Source organism: Erythrobacter ani, from assembly GCF_019204025.1.
In the GTDB taxonomy this organism is placed as follows: Bacteria; Pseudomonadota; Alphaproteobacteria; order Sphingomonadales; family Sphingomonadaceae; genus Erythrobacter; species Erythrobacter ani.
In genome coordinates this window covers 910,200-932,078 of record NZ_JAGSPB010000002.1, presented here as the reverse complement: position 1 = coordinate 932,078, position 21,879 = coordinate 910,200, and the positions used below count along the sequence as shown (strand labels likewise).

The 21,879-nt window shown below is 59.1% G+C and carries 17 protein-coding genes and 1 tRNA gene; 11 read left to right on the top strand and 7 right to left on the bottom strand.

The annotated features are described in order from the left end of the window. Nucleotides 1–33 precede the first annotated feature (33 nt). Complete coding sequence (locus tag KCG45_RS11470; RefSeq protein ID WP_218317343.1) at nt 34–1,560, top strand: M20/M25/M40 family metallo-hydrolase; 1,527 nt, start codon at nt 34–36, stop codon at nt 1,558–1,560. Between the two features lie 155 nt (nt 1,561–1,715). Continuing rightward, nucleotides 1,716–1,892 carry a hypothetical protein gene (locus KCG45_RS11465; protein ID WP_218317342.1) on the top strand — a complete coding sequence of 59 codons (177 nt, stop codon included), beginning with the start codon at nt 1,716–1,718 and terminating at the stop codon, nt 1,890–1,892. Nucleotides 1,893–1,898: 6 nt separating this feature from the next. On the opposite strand, the gene KCG45_RS11460 is transcribed toward KCG45_RS11465, so the two are convergent. Beyond that, entirely contained in the window at nt 1,899–3,317 is a 1,419-nt protein-coding gene (locus tag KCG45_RS11460; protein ID WP_218317341.1) for a DEAD/DEAH box helicase, read from the bottom strand. Between the two features lie 148 nt (nt 3,318–3,465). Next, nucleotides 3,466–4,083, bottom strand: a complete 618-nt coding sequence (locus KCG45_RS11455; protein ID WP_218317340.1) for a hypothetical protein — start codon at nt 4,081–4,083, stop codon at nt 3,466–3,468. A 160-nt stretch (nt 4,084–4,243) separates the two neighbouring features. Between KCG45_RS11455 and KCG45_RS11450 the strand changes: the two genes are divergently transcribed. Beyond that, nucleotides 4,244–5,689 carry an FAD-binding oxidoreductase gene (locus KCG45_RS11450; protein ID WP_218317339.1) on the top strand — a complete coding sequence of 482 codons (1,446 nt, stop codon included), beginning with the start codon at nt 4,244–4,246 and terminating at the stop codon, nt 5,687–5,689. Nucleotides 5,690–5,851: 162 nt separating this feature from the next. After that, complete coding sequence (locus tag KCG45_RS11445; RefSeq protein ID WP_218317338.1) at nt 5,852–6,637, top strand: SapC family protein; 786 nt, start codon at nt 5,852–5,854, stop codon at nt 6,635–6,637. A gap of 254 nt (nt 6,638–6,891) precedes the next feature. Here KCG45_RS11445 and KCG45_RS11440 read toward each other — a convergent pair whose 3' ends face one another. Beyond that, nucleotides 6,892–7,920 carry an N-formylglutamate amidohydrolase gene (locus tag KCG45_RS11440; RefSeq protein ID WP_218317337.1) on the bottom strand — a complete coding sequence of 343 codons (1,029 nt, stop codon included), beginning with the start codon at nt 7,918–7,920 and terminating at the stop codon, nt 6,892–6,894. A gap of 201 nt (nt 7,921–8,121) precedes the next feature. Between KCG45_RS11440 and cpdR the strand changes: the two genes are divergently transcribed. The 7 genes from cpdR (at nt 8,122) to KCG45_RS11405 (ending at nt 14,648) form a co-directional block, all read left to right on the top strand. Beyond that, nucleotides 8,122–8,511, top strand: coding sequence for a cell cycle two-component system response regulator CpdR (gene cpdR / locus KCG45_RS11435; RefSeq protein WP_218317336.1), 390 nt, complete (start codon nt 8,122–8,124; stop codon nt 8,509–8,511). A 101-nt stretch (nt 8,512–8,612) separates the two neighbouring features. Next, nucleotides 8,613–8,687: transfer RNA gene (locus KCG45_RS11430), tRNA-Val, on the top strand. Between the two features lie 104 nt (nt 8,688–8,791). Then, on the top strand, nt 8,792–9,487 hold the full coding sequence (locus tag KCG45_RS11425) for an SDR family oxidoreductase (protein ID WP_218317335.1): 696 nt from the start codon (nt 8,792–8,794) through the stop codon (nt 9,485–9,487). Between the two features lie 143 nt (nt 9,488–9,630). Beyond that, entirely contained in the window at nt 9,631–10,851 is a 1,221-nt protein-coding gene (locus tag KCG45_RS11420; protein WP_218317334.1) for an NADP-dependent isocitrate dehydrogenase, read from the top strand. A gap of 96 nt (nt 10,852–10,947) precedes the next feature. Further along, nucleotides 10,948–12,597 (top strand): bifunctional GNAT family N-acetyltransferase/carbon-nitrogen hydrolase family protein, encoded by a 1,650-nt coding sequence (locus KCG45_RS11415; RefSeq protein ID WP_218317333.1) that lies wholly within the window; start codon nt 10,948–10,950, stop codon nt 12,595–12,597. A gap of 31 nt (nt 12,598–12,628) precedes the next feature. Then, nucleotides 12,629–14,398: a cation:proton antiporter domain-containing protein gene (locus KCG45_RS11410; RefSeq protein WP_218317332.1), complete on the top strand. Its 1,770-nt coding sequence runs from the start codon at nt 12,629–12,631 to the stop codon at nt 14,396–14,398. A 61-nt stretch (nt 14,399–14,459) separates the two neighbouring features. After that, a complete protein-coding gene (locus KCG45_RS11405; protein ID WP_218317331.1) occupies nt 14,460–14,648 on the top strand; it encodes a hypothetical protein in 189 nt (62 codons plus the stop codon). 20 nt (nt 14,649–14,668) lie between these two features. On the opposite strand, the gene alaS is transcribed toward KCG45_RS11405, so the two are convergent. From alaS to KCG45_RS11385, 4 genes are all read right to left on the bottom strand, one after another. Then, nucleotides 14,669–17,329 (bottom strand): alanine--tRNA ligase, encoded by a 2,661-nt coding sequence (gene alaS, locus KCG45_RS11400; protein WP_218317330.1) that lies wholly within the window; start codon nt 17,327–17,329, stop codon nt 14,669–14,671. Nucleotides 17,330–17,573: 244 nt separating this feature from the next. Further along, nucleotides 17,574–18,638, bottom strand: a complete 1,065-nt coding sequence (recA, locus tag KCG45_RS11395) for a recombinase RecA (RefSeq protein WP_218317329.1) — start codon at nt 18,636–18,638, stop codon at nt 17,574–17,576. Between the two features lie 136 nt (nt 18,639–18,774). Beyond that, on the bottom strand, nt 18,775–21,201 hold the full coding sequence (locus KCG45_RS11390) for a response regulator (RefSeq protein ID WP_218317664.1): 2,427 nt from the start codon (nt 21,199–21,201) through the stop codon (nt 18,775–18,777). 111 nt (nt 21,202–21,312) lie between these two features. Beyond that, nucleotides 21,313–21,861 carry a DUF2062 domain-containing protein gene (locus KCG45_RS11385; RefSeq protein WP_255548145.1) on the bottom strand — a complete coding sequence of 183 codons (549 nt, stop codon included), beginning with the start codon at nt 21,859–21,861 and terminating at the stop codon, nt 21,313–21,315. Between the last annotated feature and the right edge of the window lie 18 nt (nt 21,862–21,879).

Genomic DNA, 21,879 nt, shown 5'->3' with positions numbered 1-21,879 from the left:
CCATAGGCTCTCGAAATTGCCGGGGGACTATCAATGCATTCATCGATCAATCGCCGCTCTGTTCTGAAGGCTTCGCTGTTCGCAGGGCTGGCAGGTTCCGTCATGCCGCTGTCGACATCTGGGTTTGCGCAGAGCGATGCGCGCGCGGCCATACGTGCTGCCGCGCTGGCGAACCGCGAACAGGATATACGCCGGATACAAGACTGGATCCGGCTGCCTTCCATCGCCGCCGAAGATCTCAATATGCCCGAGGGCGCCGAATACATGGCGGAACTTGCCCGGAGCGCGGGTTTCTCGGACGTGGAAATCGTCCCGACGGACGGACACCCCGGCGTTTTCGGATACATGGACAACGGCGCTGCGCGCACGCTCGGCATCTACTTCATGTACGATGTGAAGCAATTCGACGCGAGCGAGTGGCGTTCACCGCCCACCACCGCAGATTTTGTCGATGTCGACGGCTGGGGACGCGCGATCATGGGACGCGGTGCCGTGAATCAAAAGGGCCCGGAAGCGACATTTCTCGCCGCGCTCCACGCGATGAAACGCGCCGGCGTCACGCCGCCAGTCAATATCGCGCTTATTTGCGAGGGGGAGGAAGAGATCGGTTCTCCTAACTTCAAGCAGGTAGCGACCAAGCCGAACGTGCTCTCCGCGCTCAAGAAATGCGAAGGAATATTCATCCCGGCAAGCTGGCAAGGCGCGAACGGCGAGGTGTCGCTCAACATGGGCTCGAAGGGAATTATCGAGCTGGAATTGGTTGCGTCCGGCGAGAACTGGGGTCGCGGGCCGAAGGGTGACATACACTCAAGCCTGAAAGCCATGGTGGATTCGCCGGTCTGGCGGCTTGTGCACGCGCTTAACACGCTGGTGACACCTGATGGAAACACGGTCGCCATCGAGGGGTGGTTTGAGAACGTGCGTGCGCTGTCTGAACGCGAAAGAGAGTTGATTAACACCGCCGCGGCCGCATCCGACGAAGCCCAGCGAAAGACGTCGCTGGGTGTCACGCACTGGATTGACGATCTTCCCTATAATGAGGCGCTGCAACGACTTGCGCAGGAACCGACGGTCAATATCGAAGGGCTGGTCGCAGGATATACCGGCCCTGGCGGCAAGACCGTTCTGCCGGGCAAGGCTGTCGCAAAACTCGACCTACGCCTTGTTCCAAACCAGACTCGTGCCGAGGCCGAGCGCAAGTTGCGCGCGCATCTCGACGCAGAGGGTTTTGCCGATGTCGAAATGAACGTGTCGGGTGGGTACGATCCGACCGAGATCGCCGAAGATAGTCGTTTGGTTCAGGCGCAACTGGCAGCTTACAAAGCGATGGGGGTCACTGCGAACCTAAATCCGCGCCTCGCCGGATCTTGGCCCGGAGCGGTCTTTACTGCCCCGCCTGTCTCGATCCCCGCGGGCCATTTCGGGATCGGACACGGAACAGGCGCGCATGCTCCGAACGAATATTACCTGATCGATTCGACCAATCCGAAGGTAGCCGGTTTGACCGATGCGACGATGGGATACGCGGAAATCCTTTTTCAGCTTGCCAACGTCCGCTGATCCGCATCACTCGGACCGCGGACCGTCAAACTTGCAGATTCGATTTCAACACTCGGCGCATTGGGTAGCGCCGCCTGGACACCGAAAGGCCAGAGCCAATAATTAACGTGATGCAGGCATAAGAATCCCACTCGGAACTTTGGGAATCCAATCACATGAAATTCGTCAAACTCGATTCGCGCGGCGGCGATTACCTTGTCGTCGCACAGAACATCGCTTGGCTTCGCACCGGAGAAAACGGCCAGACAAATGTCGGAATGGTGGGCGGGAGCCCGCTGCTGGTCACCGGTACGATCGAAGAAGTCGCTGCCAAAATCATGGGCGGCGAATGACGCTCTTCAGCCCTTGAAGCCGACGTCCAGGAAACCAGGCTTCGGACCGTTCCACTCACCGGGAGCGGTCGGCTCGCTCTCAGGTTCACTGCGGCGCGGGCGCGATTTCGGCTTCTCTGCCCGCTCCGGCGCAACATCGGACTTGGCTTTACGAAGGGCTCGCTCGCGCTTCGGCTTTGGCCGGGGCTCGTCCTTCGCATCACCGTCAGATTTTTTCCGGCGGCTGCGCGATTTCTTTTCCTCCACCGGCTCGTCGTCTTCGGTGTTGGCAGGCTTCGTTGCTGAGGTGTCTGCCAATTCGACCCGCACATCGTCCTTGCCGAACACATCGATTTTGTGGCCGGTCAGCTTCTCAACATTGGCAATCGCTTCAGCGTCTTCATCTGCAACGAGAGTGAAAGCGCGGCCCTTGGCTCCTGCCCGACCTGTTCGGCCGATCCGGTGGACGTAATCGTCCGGATGCCAAGGCGTATCGAAGTTGAAGACGTGGCTGACCCCTTTGATGTCGAGCCCGCGTGCAGCCACATCCGAGGCGACCAGAATATTCACATCACCCGATTTGAATCGGTCCAGTTCTTTCAAACGTGAGGACTGATCCATATCGCCATGGATCTCGCCACTCCGAAATCCGTCGCGCTGCAATTGCTTATTCAGGTCGCGCACAGTCGTTTTGCGATTGGCAAAAACGATCGCGGTTTCGACCTGATCGTTCTGGAGCAGCCATTTGAGCGTATCGCGTTTCTGACGCGCCTTTACCGGCACCTTGAACGCGGTGATATCCTTATTGGTCGAGGCGGCCCGCGTCGTTTCGATCCGCTTCGGATTGCTCAGGAATTTTTTCGCGAGCTTCTCGATCGGCGGCGGCATAGTGGCCGAGAAAAGCATGGTCTGGCGGGTATCAGGCAGCTTGTCGCAGATAAATTCGATATCAGGGATGAAGCCCATATCGAGCATCCGGTCCGCCTCATCGATCACGAGCAGTTCACATCCGTTCAGCAGGATTTTCCCGCGTTCGAACAGATCCATCAATCGGCCCGGTGTCGCGATCAGGACGTCGACCCCTTCATTGAGCGTCTTCAATTGGTCGCCCATCTGTACGCCGCCGATCAGCAGCGCCATTTTGAGATCATGGTTCTTGCCGTATTTCTCGAAGTTCTCGGCGACCTGCGCCGCGAGTTCTCGCGTTGGTTCGAGGATCAGCGAGCGCGGCATGAGCGCTCGGCGGCGGCCCGAGGCCATGACATCGATCATCGGAAGCACGAAACTGGCGGTCTTTCCGGTGCCCGTCTGAGCTATTCCGATGATGTCTTTCATCATCAGAACCGCAGGGATAGCTTCTGCCTGTATAGCGGTCGGCTCGGTATAGCCCGCATCGTCTACGGCTTTGAGTAATTCAGGCGAAAGGCCGAGATCGGCGAATGTCATGCGTTAGAAAATGTCCGGATAAGGGCAGCACTAGGATGCCGTAAGTCTCAAGCCTTAGGCGGCAAACATCGCCGCAGGCGCTGCGCCTCTGCGCAAAAATACCGATAAAGTCAAGAAACCCGCTGTGCGAGCTAAAGTGATGCGATGCCTATTTTTCGACCGCCACAAGCTGGCGCATGCGCTGGACCTCGCATTTTGCGCCGCTCCGCGATTGTAGCTTGTCGCGATCGATGCAGAGCATTCCATCCGCGTTCTTCTCGACATAGAAACCGGAATAGAAATCGCGGGCGCGGCACGCTTTTTCAAGGTTTAGCGTGATAATCCGGGCATCACGGAGGAACAGCAGCAAGCGGCTCCCACTGCCGGTCTGCACGCCGGAAATCCCTCCGACAGCGACGCATTTGTCCATTTCGCGCTCTTCGTAACGGGTGTTGAGCGCGCGCTGGGGAAGCTGAGCGAGGAGTTCATTCCGGTCACGGGATTGCTGCGGTGAAATTCGCACGATCACGCGGCGTTCGATACGAACCTGGCGGAAAATCTGACCATCCCGAAGCACGTCGAGAGGCACGCCTGCCGCAGGCTCGACCGGATAGCGCGCGGGCAGCGGAATGCCCTTGTTCGTCGCCTCGCGTGACTGCCCTTCGACTACTGCTGGAGGATGCGCACTCGTCCCGGACAATGCCGCAGCGCCTGCGAGTTCGCCACCCTGCCCGAGCATGGTCAGCAACATTGCAATCGGTGTCGCAAGGGCGAGCAAGCTCGGCATGGGTTTAGATGTTCCTCCTGTCCGGCAGTCAAGCCGGTGACGTGGTCCTACACGGTGGCAACACTGCCTAGCGCAAACGATTGAACGTTGGCTTAACTTGCGCGCAAGGCCTCTGCAATTTGCTGGTACGAAAGCGCCCTGCTGTGGCATAGGCGCAACAATGACGACCACTCTATCTCGCACCGAAACCTTCCTCGACCTAGCTGGCAAACTGCTCGGACCGAAGGGTCTCACGACAGAGGCCGACGCGCTTGCACAGTGGGTAACCGATTGGCGCGGGCGATACACAGGGCGCGCACTGGCCCTCGCCTCCCCAGCTTCGACCGTCGAAGTCGCCGCTCTCGTAAAGCTATGCGTGGAGCATGGGATTCCTATAGTCCCGCAAGGCGGCAATAGCGGAATGGCTGGAGGGGCCACACCTGACGATAGCGGGACCGCCATATTGCTTTCACTCCGTAGGATGAATGCGATCCGATCTATGGACGCAAGTTCGGGCCAATGCGTGTGCGACGCGGGGGTAATCCTGCAGATTCTGCATGAAGAGGCAGATTCAATGGCATTGCGATTTCCTCTCACGCTCGGCGGCAAAGGCTCGGCGACCGTCGGAGGTCTGATCTCGACCAATGCTGGCGGTACGCAGGTCCTGCGCCACGGCACAATGCGCGCTCAGGTGCTCGGTATCGAAGCCGTGCTGGCCGATGGCAGCGTGTTCGACGGACTGACCGTGCTCAAGAAAGACAACCGCGGCTTTGATCTCAAACAGCTGTTTATCGGGTCCGAAGGCACTCTCGGCATCGTTACGGCCGCCACGCTGCGCCTTGTTCCGGCGGCGTCTGCCCGGTCTACTGCATGGGTGGGCTTGCCGACGATCACTGCCGCCCGGAATTTGCTTCGTTTTGTGGACAAGGCGATGGGCGATGCTCTCGAAGGGTTCGAGGTTGTGCCGGACCACTGTCTCGACAGCGTGTTGAAACACCTCCCTGATGCCCGAGCGCCGTTGTCCGATCGTCACGCGTGGAACGCGCTGGTCGAGTGTATATCAAGCGACGGCGACAGCGCAGCGCTGCGCGATGAATTGGAATCGGCACTTGGCGCAGCGATGGAAGAGGGCCTGCTCGAAGACGCTGTGCTAGCCTCCAGTGAAAGCCAGTCAGAGCATTTCTGGCTGCTGCGCGATTCAATCTCCGCTGCAGAACGCGCGCTGGGTCCGGCGATGCAGCACGACATTTCGGTGCCTGTCGACGCGATGCCCGAATTCATCCTGGCGGCAATTCCCGAGATTGAGCGCCGCTTTCCCGGTACAACCGGTGCCGCGTTTGGGCACCTGGGCGATGGCAATGTCCACTTCCACATACTCGCACCACCCGGCGCGAAACCTGGTGAATGGGAAGAAAGCGAAGGCAAGCAGATTAGCGCACATGTGTACGATCTGGTTACAGACTGGGGCGGATCGATCAGTGCAGAACACGGTATCGGACAGATGAAAGTAGCCGAACTCGGCCGATTGGGCGATCCCGTCGCTCTCGACATCATGCGGCGCGTCAAGCAAGCACTCGACCCGAACGGATTGCTCAATCCGGGAAAGCTCGTTCCTCTCACCGAATGATTCTCGCCGCCACGCAGCGCGAAAACTGTGCTGAAGGCACACCTCGCCGCCGATAGCTTGCACAGCGCCGCATCGTCGCCTAAAGCGCGCGACGAATGGCCGGAGAGAAATGCTCTACGGCCGCATCGCTAGACTTCATTCCAATATTTCCGGAGACGATTCATGGCCAGCGCGCCGCAGCCGCAACTTCCGCTGTTTTACAACGACCTGCTTCCCCTCAACAGCCGCGATCACAGCGATTGGAAAGTCGGCGCGTTCGAGAATGCAGACTTTCTCGCCAGCACACATGCCATCCCGCTGACGGTCGACGAATTCGTCGATGCCCAGCGTGATTACCCGATTGTGTTTACCGCTGGCGACAACCCGCTGCCGATCGCGCTGATGGGTCTGAATGAAGGCGTCAACACTTTCATCGGCGACGATGGTAAGTTGATCAGCCGCATCTACATTCCGGCTTACATCCGCCGCTATCCATTCCTGCTCGCAAAACTGAAGCAAGACAGCGACGACATGTCGCTCTGTTTCGATCCGAGTGCTGGCGTCGTTGGGAAGCGTGACGAGGGCAATATCCTGTTCGAAAACGGCGAAGCGACGGAATACACCAAGAGCGTGCTCGAATTCTGCCGCAAGTTCGAAGAATCCGGCCAGCGCACAAAGGCGTTTCTGGAAGAACTTAAAAAGCTGGACCTCCTCATGGACGGTGAAATCGCGATCACGCGCAATGACATGCCGGACAAACCCTTCGTTTATCGCGGCTTCCGCATGGTCGATGAAAACAAGCTTCGCGAGCTTTCGGCCGAAACGGTCGAAGCCCTGAACAAGAACGGCATGAACATGCTGATCCACGCGCATCTCTTCTCGATGAACCTGATGCGGACCCTTTTCGAGCGTCAGTCGGAGCAGGGCAAGATCGTCACATCCGACGCGAAAACCGAAACGGTCAACTAGACATCAGGCCTGATCGCTTCCGGTTTCACAGAATCGGTTGAACTGTAATCGCGGCGCGAGACCTCTTGAAGGTTTCGCACCGCGATCTTATTTTAGGATTGCAGACGGCGACCCCCCTCATCAGTCGTCTGCGACTACGCCGAGAAGGCGGAGTCTTCCCTGAACCTTGGCCACCTCGTGCGCATATGCCGCGCGAGGTGGTTTTTTCATATTTGTCGAAGGTTCGAGCGGACCGTTCTGCGGTCGACGGCCTGCTATTCGGCAGCTTGCGCGGTCTGACCATTAGCTGCCAAGTGCGCAACCTCGGCACCCAGTTCCCGCACAAGTCCGGCCAATTTCTGTGCCAGAGCGGGCAACGCATCGCTCGGCTCGGAAAACCACTCATCGAGGTACGCGGCCCTGCATATTTCGATCTGCACTGCATGGATCCCTCGAGATGGCGCACCATGGCGATCGAGTACGTAGCCGCCCGAATACGGCCGATTATGCGCAACCGGGCAGCCGTTCTGCTCAAGGTAGCGCACCGAGCTGGCGATCAGGCTGTGCTGACATGAAGCGCCGAAACGATCGCCCAGAACAATCTGCGGCGGTACGTGTTGTTCATTGTGGCGGCGAAGCGGCGGCATCGAATGGAGGTCGATTAACAACGCAGCGCCCCACTCGGATCGAATACGCTCGAGTTCACTCGAAAGAAAAGCGTGGTAGGGCCGATGAATGCGGTCGACCCGCCGGTCGAGCTCATCACGCGATAACTTCTCACGCCAGATATCGCCGAACCCTGGCAGGCGGCGCGGAACCAATCCCAGACCGCTTCGGGCCCGATGGTTCATTCCTGCCGCGACTGGCATTCTGTCGTCCGGCCGGCGCCTCGGACCGCTGATCATGTCCCAATCCACGTCGTCATGCGCCCGGTTGAGATCGATCATCGCACGCGGTGCATGAGCGACGACGAGGCCGGTTCCGGTAGCTTTGGCGATCTCAACAGCCAACCTGTCTACGTATCGGTCTTCTAGGCGCAATTGGCTGAGTTGAGGGTCGCGCATTTGCGCCAACGTTTCAGAAGGATAGACGCGGCCTGCATGCGGCACTGCGATCAAGACAGGCAGTGGCATCGAAATGGGCGCTACATGTGTGAAGGCGGGGCCGAACAGCCCGTCGGACGAGGTGCCCGAAACCGCCCCGCCGCGTCTGCTCCGAAGCTCGCGCTCAAGACCGACACGCTTGAAACGCGCGTTTTCAAGCGCCTTCGATTGCACGGCATTTGAATGATCGGGGCTGTCCATTGCGGCATTTGCTGCCTGCTTTATTCCCGGGTGTCAAAGGCGATTTAGAATAGGTGACGCACATGGACGATCCGGCAGCACGCCATGCATGGATCCGTGATTAACTGTCTCTTTTCGGCATAAATTCCTCGAGCGTCTCAAAATCGATCACCAGCCTCGAATGGTACGATTTCTTAAGTTCGTGCTGCTAATGCGCCTCGCATGACGAAAAAGCCCAATCCGCGAATCCTTCTGGCAGAGGACGAAGAGGCAATGCGCGTTTACCTTGAGCGGGCGCTTAGCAAGGCCGGATACGATGTGTCTTCGGTCGATCGCGGAACCGAAGCGATCCCGCTGCTCGAATCGGAGGAATTCGACCTGCTATTGTCCGACATAGTGATGCCGGAAATGGACGGGATTGAACTGGCGCAGCGCTGTGCCGAGATTTCACCGCGCACGAAGGTCATGTTCATTACTGGATTCGCAGCCGTGTCACTGCGCGCAAGCCGCGAACAGCCGCACGCCAAAGTGCTTTCGAAGCCGTTTCACCTTCGCGACCTTGTGCTTGAGGTCGAACGCGTGTTCGAAGAACAGCGCGAAGCCTCTCTCTGATCCGGCATTCAGCTTCAGGCGCGCTTAGCTCTTGCACTGTTTTCAGCGGCGCGCTAATGGGCCGCTCCCGTTCAGCAAATGGACGGTGATATCGATGGTGCGGGCGTATAGCTCAGTGGTAGAGCACTGTATTGACATTGCAGGGGTCGGAAGTTCAACTCTTCCTACGCCCACCATCGAAACGGACTGAACGGGCCCCGGATTTCGGCGCGGCCTCCGATTTCAAACATATTCCCGGCTCGGTTCAGGCACCTCGGCTCGCCTCGTCCGTTAGGCTCGCATGACCAAGAAAATACTTCTTTTCGGCGCGACCGGGGACACCGGTCGTCATGTTCTCGATCAAGCTTTGGAACGCGGCCATTCAGTGCGCGGCGCAGAACGCGAATGGCCCTCCGATTTTTGCGACCACGAACGGTTCGAACAGCGCAAAGGCGACCTGATCGAAGGCGATCTAGCTTCCCTGATGGATGGCGCGGACTGCGTGATCTCGGCTGTCGGGCTCGGCCGTGACCCGCAAACTCTTATCAATCCGCCGCCACTTTATACCGAGGGCGCAGTGCAGATCGTCAAAGCGATGCGCAAAACCGGCGTCAGCAGGCTGGTCACCATCTCCGCTGCATTTGCCGATCCGAAGGCTACCGTGCCGCTATGGTTCAAGGCCGCCACCGCGCCGCTCGATCGGATTTTCCGGCAAATGGGTGAGATGGAGCGGGTACTGCGAGTCTGCGACGACATCGATTGGACCGCCGTTCGCCCCGGCTGGCTCCTCAACCGCGCGCATACGGGCGATTTCGAGGTGTCTCTTGACGACCTTCCCGCGGGCAAACTCCGTACGCGCCGCGCTGACCTGGCACAGTTCATGCTCGATTGCGCTCTAGATGACCTGCATGTTCGCGAAACTCCATTCATCGCGCGGAAGGAAAGTATCGCGCTTGAAACGCCACCAGCACTCATCGAGGAGCTTCTGCCCTTCTGAGCCGCGGCGCAAATTATGTGACCGATTGACGATGCGCGCCATGTCTATCTTGAATGCCAGCCCACCTCTGCTAGAGCGCGCGGGAAGGATCAATCAGACATCCGACCGAACACACCTAGTCCAGAAGGGATGAGGCGCGAGCCATGCAAAAAATCAAAGTAGCAAACCCCGTCGTCGAGCTTGACGGCGATGAGATGACCAAGATCATCTGGCAATGGATCCGTGAGCGCCTGATCCTGCCTTATCTTGATATCGATCTGAAGTATTACGATCTCTCGATTGAAAAGCGCGACGAAACCGACGACCAGATCACCGTCGATGCGGCGAATGCGATCAAAGAGCACGGCGTGGGCGTCAAATGTGCGACCATCACTCCCGATGAGGCGCGCGTTGAGGAATTCGGCCTTAAGAAGATGTGGGTCAGCCCGAACGGCACGATTCGCAACATCCTGGGCGGAGTCGTATTCCGCGAACCGATCGTCATCGACAACGTTCCGCGGCTCGTACCCGGCTGGACCGACCCGATCGTGGTGGGTCGCCACGCCTTTGGCGATCAATATCGCGCTAAGGATACGCTGATCCCAGGCCCGGGTAAGCTTCGTCTCGTTTTCGAAGGCGAAGACGGGAAGAACATCGACATCGACGTGTTCGAGTTCGAAAGCTCGGGCGTCGCCATGGCGATGTACAATCTGGACGATTCGATCCGCGCCTTCGCTCGTGCATCGATGAATTACGGTCTCGACCGCAAATGGCCGGTCTACCTTTCGACCAAGAACACCATCATGAAGAAGTATGATGGCCGGTTCAAAGACTTGTTCGAAGAGGTGTTCGAGAACGAGTTCAAGGAAAAGTTCGACGAAGCGGGTATCACCTATGAGCACCGTCTGATCGACGACATGGTCGCCTCCGCGCTGAAATGGAGCGGCAAGTTCGTTTGGGCCTGTAAGAACTACGATGGCGACGTTCAGTCTGATACCGTCGCGCAGGGCTTTGGTTCGCTCGGCCTGATGACTTCCGTCCTGATGACGCCGGATGGAAAGACGGTCGAAGCTGAAGCCGCACACGGCACGGTTACCCGCCATTACCGCCAGCACCAGCAAGGCAAAGCGACCTCGACAAACCCAATCGCATCGATCTTCGCATGGACACGCGGCCTCATGTATCGTGGGAAATTCGATGGGACGCCCGATGTCGTGAAGTTCGCTGAAACGCTTGAGCGCGTCTGCATCGAGACGGTCGAAAGGGGCCAGATGACAAAGGATCTCGCCCTCCTCATCGGGCCGGGCCAGAACTGGCAGACGACCGAGCAGTTTTTCGAATCGATCGTCAAAAACCTCGAGACAGAGATGGAGAACTGGTCCTGATCCGTTCGGAACCAGCACATTTTTCCAGCGTAACAGGAGGGCGGCCTTTCCATTGGGAGGGCCGCCCTTTTCATCTGAACAGGGACATACCCCGACATGACCGAACCTCGCCCCAAGGCCCGGCTTGAGATACGCCAGGCGAAGCTCAAAGATGTGCGCGCCATCGGCGATCTGGTTCGCCGCGCCTATGCTGACCTCCCCGCATATACACAGGGCGAAATTCGCGGGCAGATCAACAATTACGCAGATGGCTGCTTCATTGCGAAGCTCGATGGGAAGCTCGTCGGTTATTGCGCTTCGATGCGGCTTGATGAGAATGTCGCGCTCGGCGATCACACCTGGGACGAGGTGACAGGCAACGGTTTTGGTTCACGCCACGATCCGACAGGCGATTGGCTTTATGGCTATGAAATGTGTGTCGATCCGGGCGTTCGCGGTACACGGCTTGGGCGCAGGCTCTATGAAGAGCGCCGCGCACTAGCAGAACGACTTGATCTGAAAGGGATCGTGTTCGGCGGGCGGATGCCGGGTCTCGCAAAGGCGATGCGACGCAAGACCAATCGCGCCGAAACGCCCGAGGAATACCTGCAAAAGGTGATCGACACCAAGATCCACGACCCCGTCCTGCGCTTCCAGCTCGCCAATGGGTTTGAGCCGCACGGCATCCTCGCCGACTATCTGCCCGAGGATAAGCAATCCAAGGCGTACGCGGTGCGAATGATTTGGCGGAACCCGTATGTCGACGTGGATTCTCCTCCCAAGCACCGCCTGCCTCGGGACGTGGAGAGCGTGCGGATCGCAACCTGCCAATTGCAAGCGCGCGCTGTGGCCGACTTCGACGAGTTCATGAAGCAGGTGGAATACTTCGTCGATGTTGCGGCCGACTACGAAAGCGACTTCATCGTCTTTCCGGAGCTCTTCACGCTGATGCTGCTTAGCGCAGAGGAGGAGGAACAGAGCCCGCTCGAGTCCATCGAACTGCTGAGCAAATACACTCCTCGCATTCGCAAGCGTCTGTCTGAAATGGCGCTCAGCTACAACATCAACATCATCGGTGGATCGCACCCCACCCGTATGCCCGATGGCGACATCCACAATGTCGCTTATGTCTGCCTGCGCGACGGATCGATCCACGCTCAAGAGAAGATCCACCCCACTCCGAACGAAGCGTATTGGTGGAACATTAAGGGCGGCGACAGCATCGACGCGATCCCAACCGATTGCGGACCCATCGGCGTGCTCATCTGCTACGATAGCGAATTCCCGGAACTTGCTCGCCGATTGGTGGATGAAGGCGCGCGGATTATCTTCGTCCCGTTCTGCACGGACAGCCGCCAGGGCTATATGCGTGTGCGCTATTGCGCACAGGCCCGCGCGATCGAGAACCAGTGCTATGTCGTGATGAGCGGCAATGTCGGCAACCTGCCCAATGTCGCGAATATGGATATCCAGTATGCGCAAAGCTGCATTCTGACACCGTGCGACTTTCCGTTCGCGCGCGACGGAATCGCGGCGGAGGCTTCCGAGAATGTCGAGACGCTGACGATAAGCGACGTCAACCTCGCCGACCTCAGCTGGGCCCGCGCGGAAGGAACGGTGCAGAACCTCCATGACCGCAGATTCGACCTTTATCGGATCGAGTGGGACAAGCGCGTGGGCAATATATCGGACCCGCTCGGTCTTCCCGCCGACGATCAAGACGGCGCTGCCCGACCAATCGGTCCACATTCGCCCGGTGGCGGATGACACGGTGAAGTACGCAGGGTAAGCCAGCATTATGGCAGGCGAACTCTCAATGTCCCCGGTAATGCAGGACGCGCTCGTGATTCTGGGCGCGGCCGGTATCGTCATTCCCGTGTTCGCCCGGTTTCGGATCACGCCAATCATCGGTTTCATCCTGATCGGCGTGCTCGTCGGGCCATTCGGTCTCGGCACGCTCGTGCGGGAGATACCCTGGCTTCAGTACATCACAATATCCGATCCTGAGCGATTGCAACCCTTCGCCGATTTCGGGATCATCCTGCTTCTATTTGCGATCGGGCTAGAGCTTTCATTCAACCGGCTGTGGCAGCTGCGCAGGCTGGTGTTCGGCCTCGGTTCGCTCGAACTGCTGATAATCGGCAGCATTTCCGCCGCCTTTTTCGGATATTACAGCGGCATGGAAACGACGTCGGCGCTGGCGCTGGGGTTTGCGCTCGCATTCTCGTCGACCGCGATCGTGCTGCCTATTTCGGGCACCAAGTCGCCGGTAGGTCGAGCAGCGCTGTCGATGCTCCTGTTCGAGGACATCATGATCGTCCCGATCATCTTCATCCTGGGTGCCCTCGCGCCGAATGCTGATGGAGAAGGCTGGACCGCGCTGACCGATACGCTGTGGCAAGGCGGCCTTGTCATCCTGCTGCTGCTGGTCATCGGCCGGTTCGCCCTGCCGCGCCTGTTTTCGCAGGCGGCCCGTACAAAGAGCCCCGAATTGTTCCTCGCTGCGTCCCTGCTGGTGGTCATTGGAGCGAGCCTGGCGACCGCCGCAACCGGGTTGTCGCCGATCGTCGGAGCGCTGATCGCCGGGCTGCTGATCGCCGAGACCGAGTATCACACCGAGGTCGAGAGCATCATGCAGCCGTTCAAAGGCCTCGCGCTCGGTATTTTCCTGATCACGATCGGGATGAGCATCAATATCCTGACAATCATTGGGGACTGGACCAACATCGCGCTCGCCGTCGTCGGCGTGCTTTCTTTCAAGGCGATTGTGACCGGCTCACTGCTCAAAATGATGGGGGCGCGGCGCAGCACCGCTGCGGAAACGGGGGTGCTCATGGCCAGCCCCAGCGAAACGACGCTTATCGTTCTCGCCGCCGCCACGAGCGCGCTGGTTATCGACAGCGAAACGGCTCAGTTCTGGCAGATCGTCACGGCAATTGGCCTCACCATTACCCCGCTCCTCGCCAAGCTTGGCAGGTCAATCGCCCGGAGAGTCGAGCCGACACCAGAGCTCCCCGAAGAGGATGAGCACGAAGCCCGAACCATCATAGTCGGCGGCGGCCGCGTTGGGCGGCTCGTGGCCGATATGCTCCAGGCGCATGACCAGGCCTATATCATTTTGGATTCCGATCCGGACATCATAGACCGAGCGAAGCGCGGCGGATATCGGGCGACATTCGGTGACGCCGCGCGCGGCGATGCACTGAACAATCTCGGTATTGAGAATGCCCCCGCATTGGTGCTCACCATGGACGAGCCTGTCCTGGCACAGCGCCTCGTTTCAAAATTGCGCGGCGAACATTCCGAATTGCTGATCGTCGCCCGTGCGCGCGACACCGACCATGCTGCATCGCTGTACCGTGCCGGCGCCAGCCACGCCGTACCCGAAAATCTAGAAAGCTCATTGCAGCTATCCGAAGCCGTTCTGGTCGACATCGGCGTGGCAATGGGACCTGTGATCGCCTCCATCCACGAAAAGCGCGATGAATTCCGCGAGAAACTGGAGCGAGATGGCGGACTGACGGAAAAGCCCAAGCTTCGCACCTCGTCCGCAGCGGCGGATGGCTGAACACGCAGATTTCTCGAACCTTTTTCACCGCGCAGGCGTTGGGAAAGAAAGGAGAACTGAAATGGCCAACAACATCGATCCGACCAAGCCAATCCCTAACGACGAGAAATTCAAGCCGCAAAATGTTCAGGGCGAGCTGAAAAACAAGGCCCCTACCTCGAGCGGACGCGGACAGCCTGGCGATACTGGTGGCAATGACGTGCCACAAGGCAGCGACGGTGTTACGAAAGAAACGCCGGACGCCTCCTGAATCCAAGCGGAACTCGGTCTCTAGCTAGCGATCGCGGCCCTGATGGCAGCAATGGCTTCATCCGCCTTGCTGCCGTCGGGGCCTCCGCCTTGGGCCATGTCCGGGCGGCCGCCGCCGCCCTTCCCGCCAAGCGCTTCGACCCCGGCGCGTACGAGTTCTACCGCACTGAACTGGCCAGTAAGATCATCGGTCACAGCAGCAGCGACGCTCGCCTTGCCGTCATTGACCGCGATTATTGCCGCTACGCCCGAGCCAAGCCGCTGCTTGGTTTCATCGAGTAATGGCCGCAGTTCTCTCGGGTTCAGTCCGCCGAGCACCTGGCCGCTGAATTTCACCCCGCCGACATCCTCATCGCTTGCCGTGGGCGCAGAGGTATCCATTCCGCCTCCGCCGAGCGCGAGCGCCCGTTTTGCTTCGGAAAGCTCCTTTTCAAGGCGCTTGCGTTCGGTGAGCAATGCGGTCACCCGCTCCGGCACGTCTTCAGGTGCCGCGCGGATTGCGCTTGCAGCAGCTTTCAGGGCATCTTCACGCTGGACGAGCCAAGTGCGCGCTGCTTCTCCGGTCAGGGCTTCGATCCGGCGCACGCCTGATGACACCGCGCTCTCGGACACTATGCGGAACAGACCGATATCACCGGTCGCTTTGACATGTGTTCCTCCACACAACTCGATGGAGTAGTTTTTGCCGCTGTCCGCTAGCCGACCCATCGACAAGACGCGGACCTCATCACCGTATTTTTCGCCGAAGAGCGCTAGCGCGCCTGCTTCTACCGCATCGTCGGGACTCATGAGCCTTGTCGAGACCGGTTCGTTGGCAAGAATCTCAGCGTTAACCTCGGCCTCTATCGCAGCGATATCATCGTCCGTTAGCGCCTTCGGGTGGGAAAAATCGAACCGCAGCCGATCTTCCGCGACCAGTGAACCCTTTTGTGTGACGTGGTCACCAAGTTGGTTCCGCAATGCTGCGTGGACGAGGTGCGTTGCAGAATGGTTTGCGCGGATCTGGCTGCGCCGGCTTGTGTCGACATCCAGTTGAACATTGTCCCCGACAGCAATCTCACCGGCGGTGATCTTCGCAAGGTGAGCGTGCAAACGGCCTAGAGGCTTGTTCGTATCGGTCACCTCCGCCGCAAAACCAGTTGGCGCTGTAATCGAACCGGTGTCGCCAGTCTGACCGCCGCTCTCACCGTAAAACGGCGTCTGGTTGGTGAGGATAAGAACATCGTCGCCTGCTCCCGCAGACGCGACCTCGGCACCGTCTTTTACGATGGCAACAACGGTCCCCTCACCTGACGTCGCGGCATAGCCAGTGAACTCGGTTGCGCCTTCGCGCTCGGCGATATCGAACCAGACCTCGCCCGAGGCGGCTTCTCCCGATCCCTTCCACGCTGCGCGGGCGGCTTCTTTCTGCCGCTTCATCGCCGCATCGAAGCCACCGCGATCGACGCCGATCCTTCGAGCGCGCAGGGCATCCTCGGTCAAGTCATAAGGAAAGCCGTAGGTGTCGTAGAGCTTGAAAGCGGTCTCACCATCGAGTTCGCCGCCCTCCTCCATGTCGCCAGTGGCTTCGTCGAGCAGCTTGAGGCCCTTTTCCAGCGTCTTGCGAAACTGCGTTTCCTCGCGCTCAAGCACTTCTTCGATCAATGCCTGACCCCGCAAAAGTTCAGGGTACGCTTGCCCCATCTCGGAAACCAGGCTTGGGACCAGGCGGTGCATCAGCGGCTCGCCCGTACCGAGAAGGTGTGCGTGCCGCATTGCACGGCGCATGATCCGACGCAGGACATAACCGCGCCCTTCGTTAGACGGGAGCACACCGTCCGCCATAAGAAAGCTTACCGAGCGCAGGTGGTCGGCAATTACCCGGTGGCTGGCTGTTTGCTCACCCTCAGCTTTGACATCGGTAAGCTGTTCGGACGCGGCGATCAGAGTTTTGAACGTATCTGTATCGTAATTGTTGTGAACACCCTGCATCACGGCGGCAATTCGCTCCAGCCCCATTCCGGTATCGATAGACGGGCGAGGTAAGTCGTTGCGGGTGCCGTCGGCCTGCTGGTCGAACTGCATAAAGACGAGGTTCCAGATCTCAACGAAGCGATCGCCATCCTCGTCGGGACTCCCGGGAGGCCCTCCCGCAATGTGCTCGCCATGGTCGTAGAAGATTTCCGAACACGGACCGCATGGTCCCGTTTCGCCCATCGACCAAAAATTGTCGTTGGTCGGGATGCGGATGATGCGATCTTCCGGAAGGCCGGAAATTTTCCGCCACAGGTCGAAAGCTTCATCGTCGGTGTGATAGACGGTCGCGGTCAACTTTTCTTTGGGAAGACCCCACTCCCGGGTCAGCAAGGTCCAGGCATTCTCGATTGCCTGCTCTTTGAAATAGTCACCGAAAGAGAAATTGCCGAGCATCTCGAAAAACGTGTGGTGGCGCGCGGTGTATCCGACATTGTCGAGATCGTTGTGCTTGCCGCCTGCACGGACGCATTTCTGCGATGATACCGCACGCGGTCCCGGAGGCTTTTCAAGGCCGGTGAACGCGTTCTTGAAAGGCACCATGCCCGCATTGACGAACATGAGAGTGGGGTCGTTGTAGGGAACGAGCGGCGCGCTGGGCACAGCGACGTGATCGGCATTGCCGAAGAAATCGATGAAAGAGCGGCGAATATCGTTGGTTGACGTCATGCAAAGGCAGTTAGGCAATGCGCAGAGCGGGGACAAGACACCGCGTGCCATCTGGGCGACAATTTGCTGTTAAACCGCGCGGGTTACGCGCTCGCAATTCGCTTCGAAATCGAGGCCGAGGGAGAGAAATCGGCCCAGGAACAGAAAAACCGGCGCGGCCGAAAACCCTGGGGGTGGGCTGGCGCACGCCGGTTTTCCGGTCTTCCGGGCGCCGCAGCGATCGCAGCATAAGCCCGCTTGAGGATCAGGTGTCGGGGTTCGCGTCCGGCCCCGCCATCATTTCCTCGGCAACCTCGTCGGTGCGGCCGCGAATGGCGGCTTCCAACCGGTCGCAAACTTCAGGATTTTCCTTGAGATAAACTTTCGCATTCTCCCGGCCCTGGCCGATGCGAACGCTGTCATAGGAATACCAGCTACCCGACTTTTCAACGATCCCGGCCTTGACACCGAGATCGAGGATCTCGCCGATCTTCGAAATGCCTTCGCCGTACATGATGTCGAATTCTACCTGCTTGAAAGGCGGTGCAACCTTGTTCTTGACCACTTTGACACGGGTCGAGTTGCCAACCACCTCGTCGCGGTCCTTGATCTGACCAGTGCGGCGAATGTCGAGACGGACCGAGGCGTAGAATTTAAGTGCGTTGCCGCCAGTCGTCGTCTCCGGGTTCCCGTACATGACGCCGATCTTCATCCGGAGCTGGTTGATGAAAATCACCATGCACTTCGAACGATTGATCGACCCGGTCAGCTTGCGCAGGGATTGGGACATCAGTCGCGCCTGAAGGCCGACATGGGCATCGCCCATCTCGCCTTCGATTTCAGCACGGGGGACAAGCGCCGCGACCGAGTCGACCACCAACACATCAATCGCGTTGGAGCGCACGAGAGTGTCGGTAATTTCGAGTGCCTGCTCGCCTGTATCAGGCTGCGAGACAATAAGTTCGTCAATATCCACGCCCAGCTTACGGGCATATACCGGATCAAGTGCATGCTCGGCATCGACGAAGGCTGCTGTTCCTCCTGCCTTCTGCGCTTCGGCGATGACATGCAGCGCCAAGGTCGTCTTGCCCGAGCTTTCCGGACCGTACACTTCGATCACGCGGCCCTTAGGCAGGCCGCCAATCCCAAGAGCGATATCGAGCCCCAGCGACCCCGACGAAATCGCTTCGACTTCCATCGCTTCTTTCGAGCCCAACTTCATGGCTGAGCCTTTGCCGAATGCCCGATCGATTTGAGCAAGTGCGGCGTCGAGCGCCTTTTGACGGTCCACGTCTTTTTCCTTCTCTACTAGCTTAAGATTGGTAGCCATCGCACGCTCTCCTTCACTTGCCTAGATACGAGTCGGTTTTATCGACCGCCCTTGTGAAGACAGCATGTATCCCATTTGTTCTCATGGAACAAGAGTGGAACATAATTTTTTCGTAACGCGAAGAGACGGCGTGATGCTAACCGCCCGAAACGTCGGTTTTCTGCTTTGCCGCCCGCATCACTCCGCCCACCTTATCGCCGATGGCCGCAACGCTGAATGGCTTCGCGATGAAATGCATATCCGGAATATCGATGTCCTTGCGGAGCTGTTCTTCGGCATAGCCTGACATGAACAGGACAGGCATCTCTGGCCGAGCTTTGCGAATTTCGCGGACCATTGCCGGACCATCCATGCCGGGCATAACGACGTCGCTCACGACCAAATCGAACGCGCCGCCTTCCTCTATCGCTTCAAGACCCTCCTCGCCGCCGGGGCAGGCTGTCACTTCGTAACCGGCACGCACCAACGCGCGCTCGGCGACAACCCGCACCATGTCTTCGTCTTCGACGAGCAGGATTTTGCCCCCGACCGACCAATCGGATGAAACCGGCGCGGGCGTTTCGCGGCGCTTGGGCGCTTCGCCGCGATGAACCGGGAAGTAGATCGTGAAACGCGCACCGACCGGCTTGTCCGAACCGTCAGTGACATTATCGGCAAAGATAAAACCGCCTGACTGTTTGACGATGCCGTAGGCGGTTGAAAGGCCGAGCCCCGTACCCTTCCCCTGCTCCTTGGTCGTAAAGAACGGCTCGAACAGTTTTGGAAGTACCTGAGGGGGAATCCCGCCCCCCGTGTCCTCAACGATAAGCACTGTGTAATCTGCTGTTGGCAGGATTTCCGAGCCGAGCTTCACCACTTCATTCGCGTCGATGCTTCGTGTCAAAAGCGAGATCCGTCCTTTCCCGCTGCTGCTCGACTGGATTGCATCACGCGCGTTCACAGCGAGATTCATGATGACCTGCTCAAGCTGTTGCGGGTCGGCCCTTACCGGCCCGAGATCGCGATCATGCTGAACGAAATAGGTGATCTTTTCACCCAACAGCCTTTTGATGAGCGGCCCCACTTCGCTGACCACGTCGGGCAGTTGCAAGATTTCCGGCCGGAGCGTCTGCTGACGTGAAAATGCCAGCAATTGCCGGGTCAGCGATGCTGCGCGATTGGAATTAGCCCTAATCTGCTGGATATCATCGTAGTCGCTGTCGCCCGGCGTATGGCGGAGCAGCATCAGGTCGCAGGTGCCGATGATTGCTGTCAGAACATTATTGAAATCGTGTGCAACCCCGCCAGCGAGCTGGCCGACAGCCTGCATCTTCGTGGCCTGCGCGACCTGCCGCTTGAGCTGGTTCTCCTCGCTGGAATCGGCAAGACTGATGAGCACGGCGGCTTCGCCCAAACCGCGCACTCCGGCGAGACCGATGGATACTGGCTCATCGGGATGCGAGATCAGCCGCACCGCCATATCGCCGCTCGTCGCCGGGCCTCGGCCATGCCTGCGTACCGCATCCGAAAGCGCGGCTTTGTCCTCGCGCACGGCGAGGTCTGTCGGGAACGCGGGCAAGCCTCTGCCTTCGCGGTCTACCGAGCGCAGAAACGCGTCATTGCCGAACAGGAACCGCCCGTCGCGATCTGTCATCGCAAGGCCGAGCGGAAGCTGCCCGAGCAAAGCATCCAATTGCGCAACGCCAGCTTGTGAAGAGCCGTCCCAGCCGCTGCCAATGCCGACACCGCTGTCTATCATCAGCATGAGCGTCGCGCTCGTATCTGGGCCTGCGTCCCGGGCCATTACGGGATCCTGCAACGGAACGTCGACGAGGGTCTGCGGCGTTCCGCCCCTACCCTCACGCGCAAAATATATCCTGTCGCGGTCATCGGACCGGAGGAAAGACACGAAGTCCTGCCCGGCCAATGTTGCGCTCGGATCACCTGCTGCGCGCTCGGCGAAACCCGAACTCACCGATCGCACGACCCCGCTTGCAGTCGTGATCGCGGTTTCGATTCCGGCCCGGCTCAACATCCGCCCGAACGGGCCGGACAGATCGAGATCGCCGATCGCGTCGGCCTCTGCGCCCGCGAGTGCCTCGAACCTCCAAAGGAGATGGTCGTCGGCCCGACCGGCACGCAACACCGATACACGCCAGGCTTCTTCGGTCGAGATCGTCTGAAGGTTTTCAAGCGAACCGACCCCGTCGCGCCACGCCTCACGCGCGACTTTCGTCATCGCTTCCAATGCGGGCCGGTCGAGCGGCAAGGACGGGGGAGCGCTGCCGACGCCGAACGTTTCGATAAAAACCGAATTTGCGCAGACCAGCCGGTTGGCACGGTCCGTTATCGCGACTGCCTCACCAACGGCGGCCTGACCTTCGATGGCGGCAAGGGTGACCGACCAATCCGGCGCGGCCAACGCGATCTGTTCGGGAGCCGCTCGCGCGCGGTCGAACAGGAACACTCCACCGAGCAGCAGGCCAATACCAAGTATGAAAACAAATGCGAGCAGCCAGTCGGATGTGACAGCGAGCAGCACGACCGTGCTCAAAACGACCGCACCACCCAGCGCGCCGATCATCACCGGGCTGCTATCGGCGAGGCCGGCCCTCTCGCGGCCAGAATATCCAATTTGCATGTCAGTCGTACTTTTCAAGCGAACGTGATCCGAATGGCGTCAGCGTAACAAGCTCTAGTTCGCCTTGAGCCTCTGGTCGAGCCGAGCTTCCATCCGTCTTAAACGTTTTGCCCGGCGGCGCGCGATGATCACACGCCAGATTGCACTAGAAAGGAGATAACCGGCGGCCGCAGACAGGACCGCCAGGATAATGAAACCGAACGCAGTGACCCCGGCGAGCTGAAAGAAGTCGGCGAGCCAGCTCCACGCACCGCTTTGCAATTGCTCATTGGCATATCCCGAAGTCGCGGCATCGATCTGCAGTGTGAACCGCCCGACCCGATTAGCCACCACCACCCAGAGGGGCAGTGTGAGAGGGTTGGTGACGAATGTGACCAGCGCGGCAAGCGGCACATTCGCGCGTGACGGCAACGCCAGGAACGCGGCGAGAAAAATTTGCCCGATCGGAATGATGAACGCCGAGAACAGGCCGAGAGCCACACCACGCGGGACAGATCGGCGGGTAAACCGCCATAGTTCAGGTGTCAGGAACCGATGAGCGATCGGCGCCAGATACTTGTTGCGCGCCATCTCTTCGCGCTTGGGCATATATTTGCGAATCATGTCCGCAGCCCAGGTTTT

Coding starts and splice junctions, on each gene's coding strand:
- KCG45_RS11470 (WP_218317343.1), top strand. CDS start 34: ATGCATTCATCGATCAATCGCCGCTCTGTTCTGAAGGCTTCGCTGTTC.
- KCG45_RS11465 (WP_218317342.1), top strand. CDS start 1,716: ATGAAATTCGTCAAACTCGATTCGCGCGGCGGCGATTACCTTGTCGTC.
- KCG45_RS11460 (WP_218317341.1), bottom strand. CDS start 3,317: ATGACATTCGCCGATCTCGGCCTTTCGCCTGAATTACTCAAAGCCGTA.
- KCG45_RS11455 (WP_218317340.1), bottom strand. CDS start 4,083: ATGCCGAGCTTGCTCGCCCTTGCGACACCGATTGCAATGTTGCTGACC.
- KCG45_RS11450 (WP_218317339.1), top strand. CDS start 4,244: ATGACGACCACTCTATCTCGCACCGAAACCTTCCTCGACCTAGCTGGC.
- KCG45_RS11445 (WP_218317338.1), top strand. CDS start 5,852: ATGGCCAGCGCGCCGCAGCCGCAACTTCCGCTGTTTTACAACGACCTG.
- KCG45_RS11440 (WP_218317337.1), bottom strand. CDS start 7,920: ATGGACAGCCCCGATCATTCAAATGCCGTGCAATCGAAGGCGCTTGAA.
- cpdR (WP_218317336.1), top strand. CDS start 8,122: ATGACGAAAAAGCCCAATCCGCGAATCCTTCTGGCAGAGGACGAAGAG.
- KCG45_RS11425 (WP_218317335.1), top strand. CDS start 8,792: ATGACCAAGAAAATACTTCTTTTCGGCGCGACCGGGGACACCGGTCGT.
- KCG45_RS11420 (WP_218317334.1), top strand. CDS start 9,631: ATGCAAAAAATCAAAGTAGCAAACCCCGTCGTCGAGCTTGACGGCGAT.
- KCG45_RS11415 (WP_218317333.1), top strand. CDS start 10,948: ATGACCGAACCTCGCCCCAAGGCCCGGCTTGAGATACGCCAGGCGAAG.
- KCG45_RS11410 (WP_218317332.1), top strand. CDS start 12,629: ATGGCAGGCGAACTCTCAATGTCCCCGGTAATGCAGGACGCGCTCGTG.
- KCG45_RS11405 (WP_218317331.1), top strand. CDS start 14,460: ATGGCCAACAACATCGATCCGACCAAGCCAATCCCTAACGACGAGAAA.
- alaS (WP_218317330.1), bottom strand. CDS start 17,329: ATGACGTCAACCAACGATATTCGCCGCTCTTTCATCGATTTCTTCGGC.
- recA (WP_218317329.1), bottom strand. CDS start 18,638: ATGGCTACCAATCTTAAGCTAGTAGAGAAGGAAAAAGACGTGGACCGT.
- KCG45_RS11390 (WP_218317664.1), bottom strand. CDS start 21,201: ATGATCGGCGCGCTGGGTGGTGCGGTCGTTTTGAGCACGGTCGTGCTG.
- KCG45_RS11385 (WP_255548145.1), bottom strand. CDS start 21,861: ATGATTCGCAAATATATGCCCAAGCGCGAAGAGATGGCGCGCAACAAG.